This is a genomic window from Nannocystis pusilla, assembly GCF_026626665.1.
GTDB lineage: Bacteria > Myxococcota_A > Polyangia > Nannocystales > Nannocystaceae > Nannocystis > Nannocystis pusilla.
In genome coordinates, this window is record NZ_JAPNKE010000002.1 from 6,309,110 (window position 1) to 6,324,934 (window position 15,825).

15 protein-coding genes are annotated in these 15,825 nt (G+C 64.7%); 7 read left to right on the forward strand and 8 right to left on the reverse strand.

The window, feature by feature from the left end:
• Positions 1–301 precede the first annotated feature (301 nt).
• Together OV079_RS27845 and OV079_RS27850 are read left to right on the forward strand one after the other, a co-directional pair.
• Complete coding sequence (locus tag OV079_RS27845) at positions 302–961, forward strand: hypothetical protein (RefSeq protein WP_267771971.1); 660 nt, start codon at positions 302–304, stop codon at positions 959–961.
• On the forward strand, positions 850–1,692 hold the full coding sequence (locus tag OV079_RS27850; RefSeq protein WP_267771972.1) for a hypothetical protein: 843 nt from the start codon (positions 850–852) through the stop codon (positions 1,690–1,692). Before OV079_RS27845 ends, OV079_RS27850 begins: the two co-directional genes overlap by 112 nt.
• Here the strand turns inward: OV079_RS27850 and OV079_RS27855 are convergent.
• A complete protein-coding gene (locus tag OV079_RS27855; protein WP_267771973.1) occupies positions 1,654–2,694 on the reverse strand; it encodes a hypothetical protein in 1,041 nt (346 codons plus the stop codon). The genes OV079_RS27850 and OV079_RS27855 overlap by 39 nt on opposite strands.
• A 398-nt stretch (positions 2,695–3,092) precedes the next feature.
• Between OV079_RS27855 and OV079_RS27860 the strand changes: the two genes are divergently transcribed.
• Positions 3,093–3,569 (forward strand): HNH endonuclease, encoded by a 477-nt coding sequence (locus OV079_RS27860; RefSeq protein WP_267771974.1) that lies wholly within the window; start codon positions 3,093–3,095, stop codon positions 3,567–3,569.
• A gap of 216 nt (positions 3,570–3,785) precedes the next feature.
• Complete coding sequence (locus OV079_RS27865; protein WP_267771975.1) at positions 3,786–4,040, forward strand: hypothetical protein; 255 nt, start codon at positions 3,786–3,788, stop codon at positions 4,038–4,040.
• Positions 4,041–4,637: 597 nt separating this feature from the next.
• Here the strand turns inward: OV079_RS27865 and OV079_RS58700 are convergent.
• Complete coding sequence (locus OV079_RS58700; protein ID WP_420829430.1) at positions 4,638–5,636, reverse strand: DNA adenine methylase; 999 nt, start codon at positions 5,634–5,636, stop codon at positions 4,638–4,640.
• A gap of 174 nt (positions 5,637–5,810) precedes the next feature.
• Between OV079_RS58700 and OV079_RS27870 the strand changes: the two genes are divergently transcribed.
• The 3 genes from OV079_RS27870 to OV079_RS27880 all read left to right on the forward strand — a co-directional run bounded on the left by OV079_RS27870 (position 5,811) and on the right by OV079_RS27880 (position 7,886).
• Positions 5,811–6,116, forward strand: coding sequence for a protein kinase (locus OV079_RS27870; protein ID WP_267771976.1), 306 nt, complete (start codon positions 5,811–5,813; stop codon positions 6,114–6,116).
• 87 nt (positions 6,117–6,203) lie between these two features.
• Positions 6,204–7,640, forward strand: a complete 1,437-nt coding sequence (locus tag OV079_RS27875) for a protein kinase domain-containing protein (RefSeq protein ID WP_267771977.1) — start codon at positions 6,204–6,206, stop codon at positions 7,638–7,640.
• Between the two features lie 3 nt (positions 7,641–7,643).
• Positions 7,644–7,886 carry a transposase domain-containing protein gene (locus tag OV079_RS27880; protein ID WP_267771978.1) on the forward strand — a complete coding sequence of 81 codons (243 nt, stop codon included), beginning with the start codon at positions 7,644–7,646 and terminating at the stop codon, positions 7,884–7,886.
• A gap of 107 nt (positions 7,887–7,993) precedes the next feature.
• Here OV079_RS27880 and istB read toward each other — a convergent pair whose 3' ends face one another.
• From istB to OV079_RS27910, 6 genes are all read right to left on the reverse strand, one after another.
• Positions 7,994–8,734 carry an IS21-like element helper ATPase IstB gene (gene istB, locus OV079_RS27885; RefSeq protein WP_267771979.1) on the reverse strand — a complete coding sequence of 247 codons (741 nt, stop codon included), beginning with the start codon at positions 8,732–8,734 and terminating at the stop codon, positions 7,994–7,996.
• Between the two features lie 16 nt (positions 8,735–8,750).
• Positions 8,751–10,238: an IS21 family transposase gene (istA, locus tag OV079_RS27890; protein ID WP_267778660.1), complete on the reverse strand. Its 1,488-nt coding sequence runs from the start codon at positions 10,236–10,238 to the stop codon at positions 8,751–8,753.
• Between the two features lie 9 nt (positions 10,239–10,247).
• A complete protein-coding gene (locus OV079_RS27895) occupies positions 10,248–10,481 on the reverse strand; it encodes a hypothetical protein (RefSeq protein ID WP_267771980.1) in 234 nt (77 codons plus the stop codon).
• Between the two features lie 416 nt (positions 10,482–10,897).
• Positions 10,898–12,229, reverse strand: a complete 1,332-nt coding sequence (locus OV079_RS27900) for a metallophosphoesterase (RefSeq protein WP_267771981.1) — start codon at positions 12,227–12,229, stop codon at positions 10,898–10,900.
• A complete protein-coding gene (locus OV079_RS27905; protein ID WP_267771982.1) occupies positions 12,226–13,656 on the reverse strand; it encodes a tetratricopeptide repeat protein in 1,431 nt (476 codons plus the stop codon). Before OV079_RS27905 ends, OV079_RS27900 begins: the two co-directional genes overlap by 4 nt.
• Positions 13,653–15,716, reverse strand: coding sequence for an nSTAND1 domain-containing NTPase (locus OV079_RS27910; protein WP_267771983.1), 2,064 nt, complete (start codon positions 15,714–15,716; stop codon positions 13,653–13,655). Before OV079_RS27910 ends, OV079_RS27905 begins: the two co-directional genes overlap by 4 nt.
• Between the last annotated feature and the right edge of the window lie 109 nt (positions 15,717–15,825).

Sequence of the window (15,825 nt, forward strand, 5' to 3'; positions counted from 1 at the left end):
CGTTCACAACGATGGTCCGCCGCACGCTTCTGTCCGTCGCCGTCCTCGCCGCCTGCGCGGGAGACTTCGATCAGCTCCTGCAGCAAGGGGGGCATACCCGATTAGCGACGGGACCAGCGGATCGACCGCCGACGATCCGAGCCCGGCGAGCACGACGGCCGACACGACGGCTAGCACCGCAGACGCGAGCGCGACGAGCGGTGAGGCGACGTCGGGGAGCGCGTCGGCGACCGACGGCGGGTCTGAGAGCGACGGCGCGACCGGCACCACTACCGACGACGGAAAGGCCCTGCCGGTCAACGTGGAGGTGTTCCTGACGCCGACGTCGGTGGACAAGGTCGGCGAGGTGCAGGTCGCGGTGTGGACGTCGCGCCCGGTGGCGACGATCGACGTGTTCGATGGCGACGTGCCCCTCGCGCTCGGCGCGACGCCGGGGGATCCGGTCTGCGTGTTCGAGGTGACGTCGGACAACGTCCCCGGCGACGGCACGCACACGATCCGCGCTGTCGCGCATGCCGCCGACGGCGTGAGCGGGCAAGCCGAGAAGGACCTGACGATCGACGTCGCGCCCGGCGGCACCGACGTCTGGCCGCCCTACGTACAGGCCGGGCCGATCAACGGCTTCACGAGCGCGACGCTACTCGACGATGGGTCGATCGCCGCAGGGGGCTTCTACGAGACCCAACAGGGGCTCGAGGCGGTCGCGGTCAAGATCGACGGAGCAACCGGCAAGCTCGCGGCAGGACCGGCCGCGCTCGGCAAGATTGCGTTCGCTTCGGGGGGAACGGGCCGGCAATCGCCGCTGGCGGCGAAAACACGGTGTTCGTCGCGTCGACGCGACCCGGGCCGATGTGGGCGCTGTCCAAGCTGCGGCTCGACAAGCCGCTGTCGTTCGACTGGACGGCGACGGGTGATCCCAAGACGAAGGCACTCGCCGTCACGATCGCTGGCGGCGTCGTGATCGTGGTCGGCGGGATCGAGGTGTCGCCTGGCACGCACGACCTCCGGGTGTGGTGGCTGTCGGCCGAGGACGGAGCGCTGCTCCACGAGGCGCCATTCGCCATGTCGCCCGGCGACGACTGGTTCAACGAGCGCGACGAGATCGGCCGCGGCGTTGCGATCGTCGGCGACGAGGTCATCGTCGTCGGCGAGCGCGAGATCATCGGCGAGTTCAACAAGATCTATCGGCGTACGGTCGTGCTGCGGTATTCGATCGCGGGCGAGGCACTTGGCGAGTGGACGTCGCCCGGTGAACAGCTCGAGGAAGACGGCGGGATGGCCGTCGCGCCGCTGCGGGGAGGTGGATTCGTCGTCACCGGGTGGGGGCGCGACCTGTTCACGATCCGCCAGGTGGTCACGCGCTGGTTCTCGGCCGCGGGGGACCCCGGGCCCGTGCGGGTCGAGCCCACGCCGGGGAGCGACGCGATCGGCTACGCGATCGGCGAGGACCGCGAGGGCAAGATCATCATCGCCGGCTCGCGCAAGCAGCCGGCCACCGACATGGACGCGTGGATCTTCGCCATCCCCGGCCCGCTCGGCGGGCACGTCTGGGAGGTCGTCCGTAACGGGCCGGGCAAGGGGCCCGATGACGCCGCGGGACTCGCTGTCGGTCCCTGGGGTCACGTGTCCATCGTGGGGAGCGAATTCGCCGACCTACAGCCGCGGGCGTTCGCGTTGCGACTCTACCCGTAGGCGCTCACTGCGGCACGAACACGTCGCACTGCGCCTTGATCTTCGCGGCCGCGGCGCCGAAGTAATCGGCGTAGCCCTGGTCGTTGCAGATCGAGCCGAACACCGAATGGGGAAGCAGCTCCGTCCAGGTGCGGAGCTTGTGATAGCCGGGGGGACTCCTTCGTAGCCGCACAGGCCATCCGGATCGTCGATGTCGTTCGTGATCACGAGCAGCACCACCGCGTCCGCGTCGCCGCCCTTGGCCTCGACCAGCGCGTCCGCCCAGTCCTGCGCCGTGCCCTCGCTGTCCTCGTCCCACGTGTCATCGATGGCGACGACCACGAGGAGGGCGTCATCGCGGAGGAAGCCCGCGTTGCAGCCGGCCGGCGCGTTGATCTCGTCCCTCAGTGTGCTGACGGCGGCCTCGGCTACCAATCCGCCGCCGCTGGTACCGACCGACGCGACGCAGGTGAATGCGCTGGCAAGATCGGGCTGGGCCGCGGTGATGTAGCGGTGGCCGCCGGCGAGGTCGCACCGCTCGTTGCTCGCGTCCCATCCGGCGGAGAAGGTGATGCCCGCGCCCTGCACCGTGTCGCAAGGCTCGAGCGCCGCCCCGCACGGATAGTCCTCTGGCCCGGCCGGGCAGGTGTCGACGCAGCCCTTGCAGCTCGGGATCCCCCAGACGCCGCTACCCTGCATCGGCACGAGGATGTGGTAGTCGAAGCCGGCGAATTCGGTCTCGAGCGTGTCGATGAAGCCCGGAAAGCTCGCCTTGAGCCAATCCTGAGCGCCCTTCATCGTCCACCGCGAGCTGATCGAGAACACGAGATCGACCTTGCCCATGCAGCCCGGCGGCGGCTTGTCGCCACCATCCGGCGGTGTGCCACCGTCTGGGATGCCGGAGCTCGCCGAGCTGGTGGAGCTGTGCGACGCCGAGCTCGCCGCGGCCGAGTCCTCCGCCGAGCTGGTGGAGGTCGATGTCGACGTCGACGCGTCGCCGCTCGTGCTTGTCCCCGGCGGCACAGTCGTGATGCTCGGGCCAAATCCTGGCCCTGCTCGTCGCCGTTGTTGCAGGCGGCGAGAGCGGCGAGGGTGGCGAGCGCGAGGCGGCGCATACGCTCAAGGTACATCGTACAGCGGGCGATGTCACCCGTCGGGGCAATGCCCCGCGGCAACCTGCACGGCGCCTTGTCGATCTAACGCGGTACACCATCGGCCGCGCGTCCCTCCGCGCGTAGCGCCATGATACGTTGCCAACCCCTCGCGGATCACCGCGCGGGGTGTCCAGGCTGGCTTCGACCCCGGATGCGCCGGCCATAAAATCAACATCCCGTCAAGACCTTTAATTGCAGAAGAGCACTTCTGGTTGATCTGCGCGAGATCAGCCGAGCGCGCCATAATGACCTGAGAAAGCGAGAACCATGATCGTCTATAGCAAGCGATACGGTGATGTGGACGCCATCTGGCGCCGCACAAACGGGAAGTGCCATCTGTGCCACGAGGGCGTGGGACTGCACACCTACGGCTGTCTCAGCCTCTACGGCGGCGAGGCGGGATCCGTGGACCATCTGGTGCCGCAGTACTTCGGCGGCACCGACCACTTTGACAACCTGCGGATCGCACACCAACGCTGTAATAGCGGCCGCGGGATCCGAGATCCGGACGAGGTGCGGCTCGAGCTCGCTGGCCGCTTGGACGAACCACGCAGTGCCGGTCAGGAAGTCCTCCGGGCCGTTGCGATCACCGGTGGCGGGGCCGCCGTGGGGGGCCTGATCGCCTTGGCGACCGCCGATCCGGTTGTCGATGAAACCAGCCGGCAGCGAGCGAGGAATCGGGTCATCGCGGGCAGCGTCGCGGGTGGGCTCCTCTGTCTCCTCGCTGCGCTGGCGACCCGTTAGCTGTCTCGCAAAGATGGGCCGTGCTCAGCCCCGGGCGAGCACGGCCTTTTGTTTAATCAGGTGGACTTGCGGCTGAACGGGCCTGTGGCGCTCGTTCGGCAGGTCACGTCGACCTCGCCGGCCGGGTCAACCAACACGCTGCGGACCCTCGTCCATCGGCGTCCTTCACGAGGGTCCAGCATTGACGGCGCGCGCCGTCGTGCTTACTGGGTCCCCATGTCCGACAGGCAGCGCGAAGTCACCCTCACGAACCCCGCTACCAACCTCACCCTCAATCAGTCGGCCGTTCTCCACACGGGCGACCACCTCCTCATTGACATGGGCGACACGCAGACCGGCAAGAATTTCATGATCCTCTCCCCCTCGTCGGTGGGCGTCAAAATCATTCAGTTCGAGGCGCCCCACCGTGGTGAGCCCGCTGTCCTGAAGGCACAGCGGTACTTCCCGTACGACACCAAGCCCACTGAGTAAGTCAGGGCGGAGCCCATTCTACCTCCGCCGCACCGACTGGCGCGCGCAGGTCCTCACCGCGGTGTGCCTGCGCTGCCCAAGCTCAAGGGCCGAAGGGCCTCAAGCTCGGCGCGGGCATCCCGGACCGGGAGCCGAAACTCCCGCCGCTCAAAGGAGGCGATCCGGTCCCGTCCGCGTGGCAGGCGAAGGTCGCCAGCATCGCCCCAGGCGCGCTCGACCACCTTGACGACACGGGCGCGGGCGCCGCTGCGTTCGGCGGCCTGTTCGCGGCGGGGTCGGCGGAGGGCTCGCGCTTCTGGCGTGCCGCGAGGAAGGACGAGTTTCGCCGTGGCGACCGTGCAGCTCAAGTTCTCGTCGCTGTCGCTGTCATCGGCTCCGCGAACGAGCGTCGCCGGCGCGAACAATGGGAGCAGGGCAGCCTCGGTGGTGCGGCGTGCAGCGGGGATGGATCCGCAGACGCGGAAGCATCCATGAGAAAGCTCGGACACCAGAGTAAAAGAAACCTGAGACGCTAAATGGCTGGCGCCCTGTTCTCGAACGTGCACGTCGCGACTGACGAGAGTTGATGAAGGCGCCGGAGAGCTAGGTTTGACTCCGTCACGACGTAGATATATTCCGTATTTCGCAATCGGCCCACGGTGCCAACCTTTTCCCCCTTCGGGTTGTATACTCCAATTGGGCCCCAACGTGGCGCTTATAATCGTGTCCCAAAACCAAGACTTTCCCACGACAGCGGAGGATTTCTTCGAGCTCTCTGCGAGAGAGATATCCTTCATCGCTAAAGGAGACGATCAAATGTTCACACTGAAGACATGAAACAACCGAACGCATTGCATCAACGGCCAGGAGACGAGAGTTAAAAGAACTCAACCGACTGCGACAGTCAATCCTCTTACAGGCAACCCCGTATACCTCTGGCTTGTCCCACAGAATAAGCGACTCCCAAATGTGATAGTTGCCTAGATATTTATGCTGATTGTATGGAGGGTCTAAGTACGCAACATCGCCTGTCAATACCTGAGCGGCATCAAGAGCATCTAGTTGATGAACTGAGCCTTTTCCATTTCGTGCACGAGGAAGTACGTCGGGGAGACGCAGTTCAAGATCGTTAAAGGAGCGCGGGGCCCAGTGTTTGAGGTAGGCCATCTGAACTCCAATCGTCGAGTCAACCCTGTCGGCTGCCTCCATGAGTGCAACGAGAAGGACCGATTCCAGCGGTTGATCGAGTTCCTTTCTCGCAATAGCCTCTCGGATCGCGTCGATTCGCGCGCCATTTTTTGGCTGAAAGAACCGACTATTAATGCAGAAATTCTCAGTGAACCATCCCGTTTCGCCGCGGAGTTTGTTCAACTCAGCGATGAGTAGACGAGCGTTTCGCAGCACAAGATTGCGATCTGTCTCGACGTAGCAGCGCGCCAAAGTTGCGGCGTAGGCATTGTGATCGTTGGCATGCACTTGAATCCCCAGCCGTTTCAGAGCATGACCAACTCGCGCCGTGCCCGAAAATAGGTCAATCGCAGACTTTGCCCTCAACCCAAGGACTAGTTCGCATAGTTGAGGAACTAGGGTGCGCTTGGAGCCGAGGTATTTGATCATCTTTCGGGAGCCCTAGTTGAGGTACATGTAGCCCGTATTGGCCTTCACCGTCAAGAAATTCAACATCGCCTAGCTAACAATTCCTCCAAAACTTACGCCGAAGGTTCGATTTGTATGTTTTTAACGTCGCATTCTACCTCGCCAAACGTCCGCGGACGCGATATCGTTGCTTTAATGCACGACGAGCCGGACATTCTGGACTGCAATGATGTTGTCGCCGAGCGTTACGAGGTAATCTGTCGGAACGGCATCGGCGGTAAGGCACAGGTCTATAGAGTTTCCGACCGAAACTCCGGAACTGAAGTCGCTTTGAAGATTTGTAAGGAGACCGGAGAGGAAGCCAGATTCGCCAGAGAGGTCGAGTTGATGAGGTCTGCTGTACATCAGCACATCATGCCTGTTCTTGACAATGGGGTTCATGCAGGGCTACCGTTCTTGGTGATGCCTCTGGCGCAACACTGTCTTAAGGATGTGAATTAGTTTGGATACCAAAGAGGTTATCGTCGACGCCCTAAACGTTTTTCTAGAGATTTGTGAAGGGGTGAAAGCGTTTCATTCCCTTGAATTGTGCACCGGGACATTAAGCCTCACAATATCCTTCAGGTTGACGGGGTCTGGAAAGTTGCCGACCTCGGCTTCGCCAAAGACTTGAAGAGAGTCGACGCGGCTTTGACAAGAACGGGCATGAGACTCGGCACGGAAGTATACATGTCGCCCGAGCATCGCAGCGGGGATACAAAATCGCTTAACGAACGCTCCGACATCTATCAACTGGGCTTGGTGCTTTTCCAGATGGTCACGGGGGATATTCCAATCCACCCTGATCCATCGGATATTTCCGATGATGAAGTTCGTCGCATTTACGTCAAATGCGTCAAGAGTAAACAAGAGAATCGCTATGGTCGAGTCACCGATCTTATGGCTGATGTGCGAGATCTGACAAATGCATACTCGGCGGGCTCCGCAGAGGGGCCTGATCCATCATCTTGGCTTGATTCGCCATCTTTCTCGAATTCATGCCGAAAGGAGATTCGACGCTACTATATTGAAGTTCGTGCATCGGATCGCTGGGGGGATGTGTTGGATGCGGTGTCAAAACACTGGATGCACATTTTCTCGGCTTTGGATCAGATGTTTCGCGATGGAACCATTCCGCCAGGGTGCAAGGCAGGCAAAGGTGTTCGAGGCTTAGTCTCAGATTTCAAGGTGAGCCATTTGGCGAGGTTTTCCGAATCTGAGAAAAAGGTAGTCGCCTGGCTTGTTTTGCGCCGGGTTGTGTTTGCTGCTGTTGTTAAGTATCCACGGCTTGCTCGTCGTGATATAGATGCGTTGCTGGTGTTGTTCCTTAATTACATTGAACCGTCGGCAAGGACGACGGAGTTCCTCCGCCAGAGGGGATGGCGAAGTCATGTAGTTCGGATGAGACCATACTTGTCGAAGTACGGAATCAAGCCGAAAGGGCTGTCGGGAGGGATGAATGCTGTATCTACGCTTGGTGAGCACGAGCGCGAGTGGCTCACTTCGCTCGACACTTCAACGACAAGTCTTCCGATTTGGTGGATCGATGGTGGTGAGGAGGCAGATGGCGAAGATGGTGAGGAGGCATATGAGATGGACGACGATGATGAAGATGAGGAGGATGGGGAAGAGGAAGATGGGGCCCAGCGCCCCCGCAATGAGCCGGCAAAGTGTTCGGTAAGGGGTTGTCCGCACCTCGCTGACTTTGAGGTGTTCTTATACGATAGGTACTCAACCGGGGCTGAGTTTCTTGAGCAGGATTACACATGTCCGTTTCTCTGCAGAGCTCACGCTGAAGAGAACGAATGGAGGGCTCACGGCAGACGAGTGGCCCGAGGAAACGTTCGTTATGAATATTCTAACCGACACGGCGCACAGGGATATACGAAGTACAAGCAAATCTCAAAAGCGCGGCTCCACAACCTCACGATAGATCCCTCCCTCATTCTTGAGATGACGAGATCCTCTCAAGATGACGCTACTTAAGCCGTGCGCTCGGCGTTGATGCCCGCCGCTTCTCCGACCTCTCTCCTGGCCAGCTGCCAGCTCCACGGCATCGAGCCCTGGGCGTACCTCCGGGACCTCTTCTGCCTCCTGCCCGCCTGGCCCAGGAGCCGCGTCCTCGCGCTCGCCCCGGCCTTCTGGAAGCAGACCGCCGAGCAACAGGACACTCAGCAGCGCCTCGCCGCCAACGTCTTCCGCGTCGCCACGTGCGTATTCCGGCCATCATGATCGCTTGGATCGGTCATCGTGATCACCCCGGAGGGGTCGGAGCGGAGCGACGGGGGTGGCGGGCTCGGCGCGGACGGGGACGGAGCGAAGCGATGCTGATGGGGTGTTCAGGTCTGGGAGGCGACCTCCTTGCGGCGTGAGGGACCTTTTAGCATGAGGCGGTGGCATTGGGAGAGCATGCGATCGCAGATCGCATCGGCGGTGGTCGGATCACCGATTTGGTCGTGCCAGAGCTCCGGCGGTCGCTGGCTGGTGAGAATCGTCGATCGTTCGCCGAATCGGTCCTCCATCAGTTCCGACATGTCCTTTCGCTCAGCCGGGCCGAGCGGGGCCATGGCCCAGTCGTCGAGGATCAGGACGTCGACGCGGGCGAGCTTGGCGAGCAATCTCGCATAGGTCCCGTCGGCGCGGGCGAGCGCGAGCTCGTCGAAGAGCCGCGAGGTGCGGCGGTAGATGGCGCGGTAGCGGCGGCGGAGCGCGTGCTGGGCGAGGGCGCAGGCGAGGAAGGACTTGCCGGTGCCGGTGGGGCCGGTGATGGCGATGTTCTGGTGCTGCGCGACCCAGTTGCAGGTGGCGAGCTGGCGGATCAGCGGCTTGTCGAGCTCGCGGCGGTCATCGTAGTCGAGATCCTCGAGGCAGGCGCTGCCGAGCTTGAGGCGGGCTTCCTTGAGGTTCCGCTTGAGACGCGCGTTCTGGCGGCTCATCCACTCGGAGTCGACGAGGAGGCCGAGGCGCTCGTCGAAGCCGAGGCCACCGTAGTCGGGCCGCGACTGCTGCTCGAGCCAGGCGGCGGCCAGGCCGTTCAGCCGCATCTCCTTGAGCTTTTCCATGGTCTGCTGATTCAGCATCGGTGTGTCCTTTCGGTCAGTTGTAGTAGCGAGGGCCGCGGATGTTCTCGTGGGCCTCGGGCTTGTCGGTCGGTGTGTCGGCGGGGATGTCGGGCAGCGGGGCGCGGTCGAGGCCGTTCTTGAGGATCGACTCGACGTGGCGGTACGAGCGGGCGCGCACCGCGACGGCGCGGGCGCACGCGGCCTCGAGGCGCGCGTCGCCGTAGGTCTTGCCCAGGCGCAGGATGCCGAGGCAGGCGCGGTAGCCGTGCTCGGGGTGCTTGCGGTCCTTCATGATGGCCTGGGCGAGCTCGGCGGTCTTCGGGCCGACCTGCTTCGCCTGCGCGAGGATCCGGCTCGGGGAGCGGTCGGCGTGCCGCTGGTGGGCCTTCGGCATGTGCTCGGGCTTGGTGGTATGGCGACCCGCGGCGAAGCTGCGCGCGTGCGAGGTGATGCGCTTGCCGCCGTGCAGGAGCTCGACGGTCGTCGCGGTGAAGCGCGCCTCGACGGCCTCGCCGACGAGCGTGTACGGCACCGAGTAGTAGTGGCGATCGATCTCGACGTGGTAGTCGATGTTGACGCGGCAATTCTTCCACTCGCAGTACTCGAATCGTTCGACGGGGAGCGGTCGCAGTTCGGACCGCTCGATGCGTTCGAAGAGGGCGCGCCGGCTGATGTTGCCGTACTTCTTCATCGGCCGCGTGTTGAGGTCCTCGAGCAGCTCGGCGACCCGCGCGTTGAGCTCGGCGAGCGAGTGGAAGACCTCGTCGCGCAGGCGCGCGACGATCCACCGCTGGGCGATCAGCACGGCGTTCTCGACCTTGGCCTTGTCGCGCGGCTTGCCGGGCCTGGCGGGCATGACGGTGGTGCCGTAGTGCTCCGCGAGCGCGGCGTAGGTGCGCTGGATCTTCGGGTCGTACCAGCACGACTTCGTCACCGCGGCCTTGAGCTGGTCGGGCACGAGCGCCGCCGGCACGCCGCCGAAGTACTCGAGCATGCGCGCGTTGCTGGCGATGAAGTCGTGGCCCCGCTGCGTCAGGCTCGCCTCGGCGTAGGTGAGGTTCGAGGCCCCGAGCACGCCGACGAAGAGCTCGACCGCGATGCACTCGCCGGTCTTCGGATCGACGATGTGCAGCTTGTTGCCGGAGTAATCGACGAAGGCCTTGTCGCCGGCGACATGGTCGATCCGCATCGTCAAGCCGCGCCGCTTCAGCCACGCGCGGTACAGCTCGCAGAATTGCGTGTAGCGGTACCCGTTCGGGTGCTTCTCGAGGTACTCGATGTGCAGCAGCGCGAGCGTGACGCCCTTGCGCCGGCGCTCGGTGTGGATGTACGAAAAGTCCGGTTGCGGCCGCGCTTGCGACGCCGGCTCGCTGTCGTAGACGACGCGCTCCAGCTCCTCGTCGCTGAGGGCCTGCACCGCGTCCCAGGTGAGGCCGGCCTCGCTGGCCTTGCCGGCGACCTTGCCGACCACGCCGGCGCTGACGTCGAGGCTCGCAGCCACGTCGCGGTGGCTTCGCTGCAGCGCCCACTTCTAGCGCAGGATCTCGCGGATGTTCTTCATGGTCAGTCGCTGCGTCGCCATTTCGCCTCCCACGCGAAATGGCCGGTGATTCAGCGTCGACCTCGCCCCCTTCGCGCATTCGGCTGCGCGTAACACGCTGGGGGTCCTCCGTTCCGTTGGCGGCTCGGCCGCCCGGCGGCGCGCCGGCCGCAGGGTGATCACGATGCCGATCGGCGCGATCACGATGCCGATCCGGGCGATCACGATGCCGATCTACGCGATCACGATGCCGATCTACGCGATCACGATGCCGATCTACGCGATCACGATGGACCGATCCGGGCGATCACGATGGGCCGTTTTCCGCAGCCACGCTCGCCGCGCATACCCACGGGGTGTAGCCGGTCCGCGACCCGGCGTCACGACGCAGTCTACCGAACAGATACTCTCCGACTCAACCGCGCGTGCGAGCTCGGGAGGGCGTCGTAGCGGCGGGCGGCAAGGCGCCGCCCGCGCGGACCGGGCCTGGCTCCCGTAGCGACGGGACGGACGAGGTCGCGCCCGCGTGCGAGAAGGGGGACGTTCCGAGCTGCGTGAAGGCGGGCCGTCGAGAACTGTCTCGCCGATCGAGCGCGCCGCCGGTGAGCTCCCCAGCCGCGCGAGATCATCCGCTTCCGCTATCACGTGAGCGCATGGCCCATGTATTCACGGAGCTCTGCCGTCGTCGGCGTCACCTCGGCGTAGGTCAGGTGACGCACCCGCGGGACGGTTCGATGTTCGAGCGCATCGATCCACTGACGGAGTGCCGCGTCGTCGACACGCGCCGGCAGGGCGAGGAGGTCGGTCCACGTACCTGTATTGAGATACGCGTGGTCTGGCCCTTGCCACACCTCACGCGCCGCGTGCGTATGCCCCGCGATGACGAGCCGGGGAGGTGCACCAGGAGGGATGTGCTCGGCGAGGATAGCCCTGTCCTCCTTGCTGCAATGACTTCGTATGAAGAACCGCCCATCCCTCGACGCGAGCCACAGGAATGCACGCAGCACCCGTGCCCGCATTCCGCCGTGGACGGCCAGGGTTCCCTCGCGTACGCCCGCGTGTCCTCCTTTGAGCCACGCCAGCAGTTCGTCGGCGCACCGCGGCGGGTTGCGGCGCTGCCCGTCCGTGTACGTTCGCGCGAGCGCCTCGCCCATCTCGTCCTCCGGGGACGACCCGGCCGCCGGCCTGTCTTTCCCCAGTGTCGGGCCGTTTAGCGCCCGAACCAAGGAGCGCGCGAGCACTTCGGCCCTAAGCCCCAGCGCTGCCGGAAGGTATTGCATCGCCAGCTCACGGTCGAGGTACAGCAACAGAAGCGGCACCGCCGGCACCTCCGGCTTGAGCAGGTCGACGAACGGAAACCGCAACTCTCCGGCCTCGTCGCGGGCCTGCTTGAACGCGTTGAGCACCTGCAGCACCAGCCGCGATCCCGCCGGCAGGAGTAGCGTCCCACCGGCGAGCACCGCGCGCATCGCCGCCGGGTCGATGTCGTTCCAAACGTCAGCTCGGTGTCCATGGCTCACAACCACCTCCCACCGTCCGAGCTGCGTCCGCCACGGCCCATCCACGTGAACCGCGAGCCCCTGGTCGTCCGGCGCCAGCCCGGTCCGCCGACGCAGTTGTGTAATGAATGCCGGATGCGCCGCTTCGGGATCATGGTTGCCCGGCAGGACAATGCACCGGCCCCCGGCGCGGACTATGTCCCCCAGGGCCTGAAACAGGTCCCTCCCCCATGTCTCCGCCGCCACCGCCGCGAACGTCGCTTCAACGAGCCCCGGGATGCTGTTCCCGTCCAGCGTCGCCGACCGCCCCTCGACCTGCAGGAAGTCGAACACGTCTCCTGCCAGCATCAGGGTCGTGTCGCGCCGCGCCTGCTCCACGAAGAACGCCGCGAGCGCCGCACCCGCATGAAAATTGTTGAGCGCCCCGGGGATCGCTAGGTGCAGATCCGAGACCACGATCAATCGTTCCGTCATGCGTCCTCCAGCGGAGCGTAGGGATCCTCGCCACGGTCCCGTAGGATCTGCTCATACCGCTCCGACCAGGCCTTCAACTCCACCAGAGCCGCATCGACGAGTTCGTCCATCGATACCGTCTCCAAGTCGATCCCAAGTTCCCAAATCATCGGTTCGAGCTCACCCGCAAATGCATCCCCGAGCCGCCTCGCCAGCGCCCAAGCCAACACCAGGACAGCGTCTTCACTCTCTTCGCGTTGCACCAGGAGCACCAGCAGATCTTGAACCATGAGTGACTGCCCGGACACATCATCGATCTGCTGCAACATCGCTAAGGCTCGACAACCGAGAACGATCGCCCTTTCGCCGCGCCCGGCCCGGGCGGCGACCCTCGCCAGATATCCGTGAGTCCCGGCCATCCCGAGCCTGTCGTCGAGCTCGCGCTGGAGCGCCAAAGCGTCGAGGTAAAACCCGAACGCCGCGCTGGATGCTCCACGCTCGAGTGCCAGACCGCCGAATCCCTGTAGCGTGCTCGCCTCACCCAGCCGATCTTTGATCGCTCGGTACTGTGACAGCGCTTCCTCGTACGCATTCTCCGCTTCCTTCAATCGATCAGTCCGCACATACAAATCTCCCAGCACTTTTTGCGTGTTCGCCTCACCTAGCCTCGCCCCGATTGCTCGGAACTCCGACAGCGCCTTCTCGTACGCTTCCTCTGCTTCCTTCAACCGATCTGTCCGCATATACAAGGCTCCGAGCGCCCGAAGCGTGTTCGCCTTACCCAGTCGATCCCCGATCGCTCGGTACTGCGACAGCGCTCTCTCGTACACTTCCTCTGCTTCCTTCAATTTTGCCTTCCGCACGTACAAAGCTCCGAGCCCCCCAAGCGTGTTCGCTTCACCCAGTCGATCCTCGATCGCTCGGTACTGCGACAGCGCTCTCTCGTACGCATCCTCTGCTTCCTTCAACCTTGCCTTCCGCACGTACAAAGCTCCGAGCCACCGAAGCGTGTTCGCCTCCCCCAGCCGATCCTCGATCACTTGGTACAGTGGCAACGCTTTCCCGTACGCTTCCTCTGCTTCTTTCAACCGCTCCGTTCGCACGTACAGAATTCCCAACGCCTTCAACGTGTTCGCCTCACCCAACCTCGCCTCGATCGCTTGGTACTGCGCTAGCACCCTTTCGTACGCGTCCTCCGCCTCCTTCAACCTCGCCGTCCGTACGTACAATTCTCCCAGTGCCAGAAGCGTGTTTGCTTCACCCAGCGACTCCTCGCTCGCTCGGTACTGCGGTAGCGCCTTCTCGTACGCTTCCTCTGCCTCCTTCAGCCGATCTGTCCGCACGTACAAATCTCCCAACGCCCCAAGCGTGTTCGCCTCACCCAGCGACTCCTCGCTCGCTCGATACTGCGGCAGCGCCTTCTCGTACGCTTCCTCTGCCTCCTTCAACCGATCCGCCCGCACGTACAAATTCCCAGCGCCCCGCCGATGACGGCAGCGGCCCCGCCCTCGCCATGAAGCGTCGCGTGCACTTGTTCGCCGACGACGACGGCGGTCCGGTGAAATCCGCCATGCAGTGCCATCGCCGAGTAGGCCGCGAATCCGGCAGCGGCTCGCTTGTGCAGCCGCGGCGGGAGCCGTTCTGGCCACGCGCACAACGAGGCTAGGTTTGTGCCCTCCGCAGCAGCGCGTTCACACGCCGCAGCCGCCCCTCGCTGACCCAACTTCATCTTCAACGCCCCGAGCCACCCGCTCAGTGCCGCCACGGAGCGCTCGACCAGCTCGTCTTTGCGTGCAGCGGTCATCACCGGTTTGCCGTTCACGGTCGCGTCCAGGCGAGCACGCGCGTACCACCGGACCGGCCCCGGAAGGACGAGCCGATCGTCCGGGCCACTGCGCTCGACCAGGCTCACGGCGAGCAGACGGCCCGCGTACCGCTCGGCGCCCGGCCCGAACACTTCCTCCATGAGCACCCGCGGGAGCCCGGCGGGGAATCCCGCGAGCCACACGAACATCTCCGCCGCGCGGGGCACGTGCTCGACGAGGGGTTGGAACGAGAGGTTGAGGCTGCTGACCAGGCGCCGCGTCCGCAGCCGGGCATCCGGCGTCTGCGCGACATCTTCGTCCAGTAGTTCGGCGTCGTGCACGACCTCGGCGTCCTCGGCCTTCACCCGCGCCAGCAGCTCGCCGAGCGAGCGACCCCGGCCGACCTGCCCGGCAACTAGCACGATCGACTGAGGATGTCCCGCGAGCGCGTTCACCAGTTCGTCCACCGCGGCGGCGTCGCCCCGCTCGTCGGCGAGACGCGCTCCTGCGACGGCGAGGAACACCTCCCGGTCGACGCCCGGAGGCAGCCTGAGGACCGTGAACGGCTGCTCCTCTGCGCCGTCGAGCGAACCAAGCGCCCGGCGGGAGGTGGCAAGTATCCGCAGATCGCGTGCGTACCGCTGCAACGCGTCGATCAGCAACCGCAGCCCCTCGCCGTCGGCATGCAGCAGGTCCTCGACATTGTCGAGCACCACCAAGGCCCGCCTCGCCCCCAGCGCCTTCGCCAGCGTCAGGTCGTCCTTCCAGCGCGTAGCCTCGAGGCCGAACAGTGCCGCCAGGGCCTCGCGCAGCGCCGGCACGCTGGATCGAGCCGCGACATCCAGCCACACAGCGTGCTCGATCCCGGCGAGCCGCTCGCGAAACGCCTGTCCTGCAACCGCTGCCGCCAGTGCCGTCTTACCCGTACCCGGCAGGCCTATGAGGGTCACCAGCCGGTGGGCTGCCAGCAGCGCGATGACCCGCGCGATCTCGTCCTGCCGTCCGCGAAACCACGGCCTCGCCGCCGGCATGCCATCCACCTCCCTGTTCGTTGCCGCCGTCTCGGCCGCGGCGAGCACCTGGTCGACGCGGACCTCGAAGCTCACCGATGCCCCCTGATACGGCCGGGCGTAGTAGACCGGCGCGGCCCACTGCAGGTCGTCCTCGGCCAGCGCGTACCGCCCCTCGGTGACCGCACGCTCAAGGTCTCCACCGGCGACATCACGCAGCGACCGCAACAGCGGGCCGAGAAATGCTGCCGTCCGATCGGCGACGAGCGCCGCAGACGACGCGACGACGGCGGCGGCGTTTCCCTGGTCCGGCGCGAGCAAGGCGTCCGCGAGCGAGGAAAACGCCGCATGACGCCGTGCGCCGTGGCAGATCCACAATAGGGCCACCTGCACGCCACCGTCCCGGCAGACCTTGGCGAACGTCCGCGCCTCGATGCCAACGCCCTCGTCGCTATCATCCGCCGCGTGCAGTACGACCGTTCCGCCACCCGTCCCGCCGTGGGCGACGAGCGACAGCACAGGCGTCTCGGGTCGCTCTCGCAGACATGCACCCAGGCTCGCATACGTGGTACGTCGAAGGGTTGTCCGCGGCGACAGACCTAGCGCAGTCGCCTCGCGCATGAACACGGCCTCGTGCGCCTCGAAGATCGCCTCGGATAGCTTCGTCGTGGTCCCGCTGTCGAGCTCGACCAACGTGTTGGCCCACGCGCACAACGCTCGCGTTCCCGGCGATATGCGGAAAGGCTGTGCAGGTAGTTCCTCGAAGGTTCGCACCAGGCACCATCCGGGCCGGCGAAACCAG

What these genes read in the sequence shown, in the direction of transcription:
- OV079_RS27850 (WP_267771972.1), top strand. Translation starts at nt 850, where the DNA reads ATGTGGGCGCTGTCCAAGCTGCGGCTCGACAAGCCGCTGTCGTTCGAC.
- OV079_RS27860 (WP_267771974.1), top strand. Translation starts at nt 3,093, where the DNA reads ATGATCGTCTATAGCAAGCGATACGGTGATGTGGACGCCATCTGGCGC.
- OV079_RS27865 (WP_267771975.1), top strand. Translation starts at nt 3,786, where the DNA reads ATGTCCGACAGGCAGCGCGAAGTCACCCTCACGAACCCCGCTACCAAC.
- OV079_RS58700 (WP_420829430.1), bottom strand. Translation starts at nt 5,636, where the DNA reads ATGATCAAATACCTCGGCTCCAAGCGCACCCTAGTTCCTCAACTATGC.
- OV079_RS27870 (WP_267771976.1), top strand. Translation starts at nt 5,811, where the DNA reads ATGCACGACGAGCCGGACATTCTGGACTGCAATGATGTTGTCGCCGAG.
- istB (WP_267771979.1), bottom strand. Translation starts at nt 8,734, where the DNA reads ATGCTGAATCAGCAGACCATGGAAAAGCTCAAGGAGATGCGGCTGAAC.
- OV079_RS27900 (WP_267771981.1), bottom strand. Translation starts at nt 12,229, where the DNA reads ATGACGGAACGATTGATCGTGGTCTCGGATCTGCACCTAGCGATCCCC.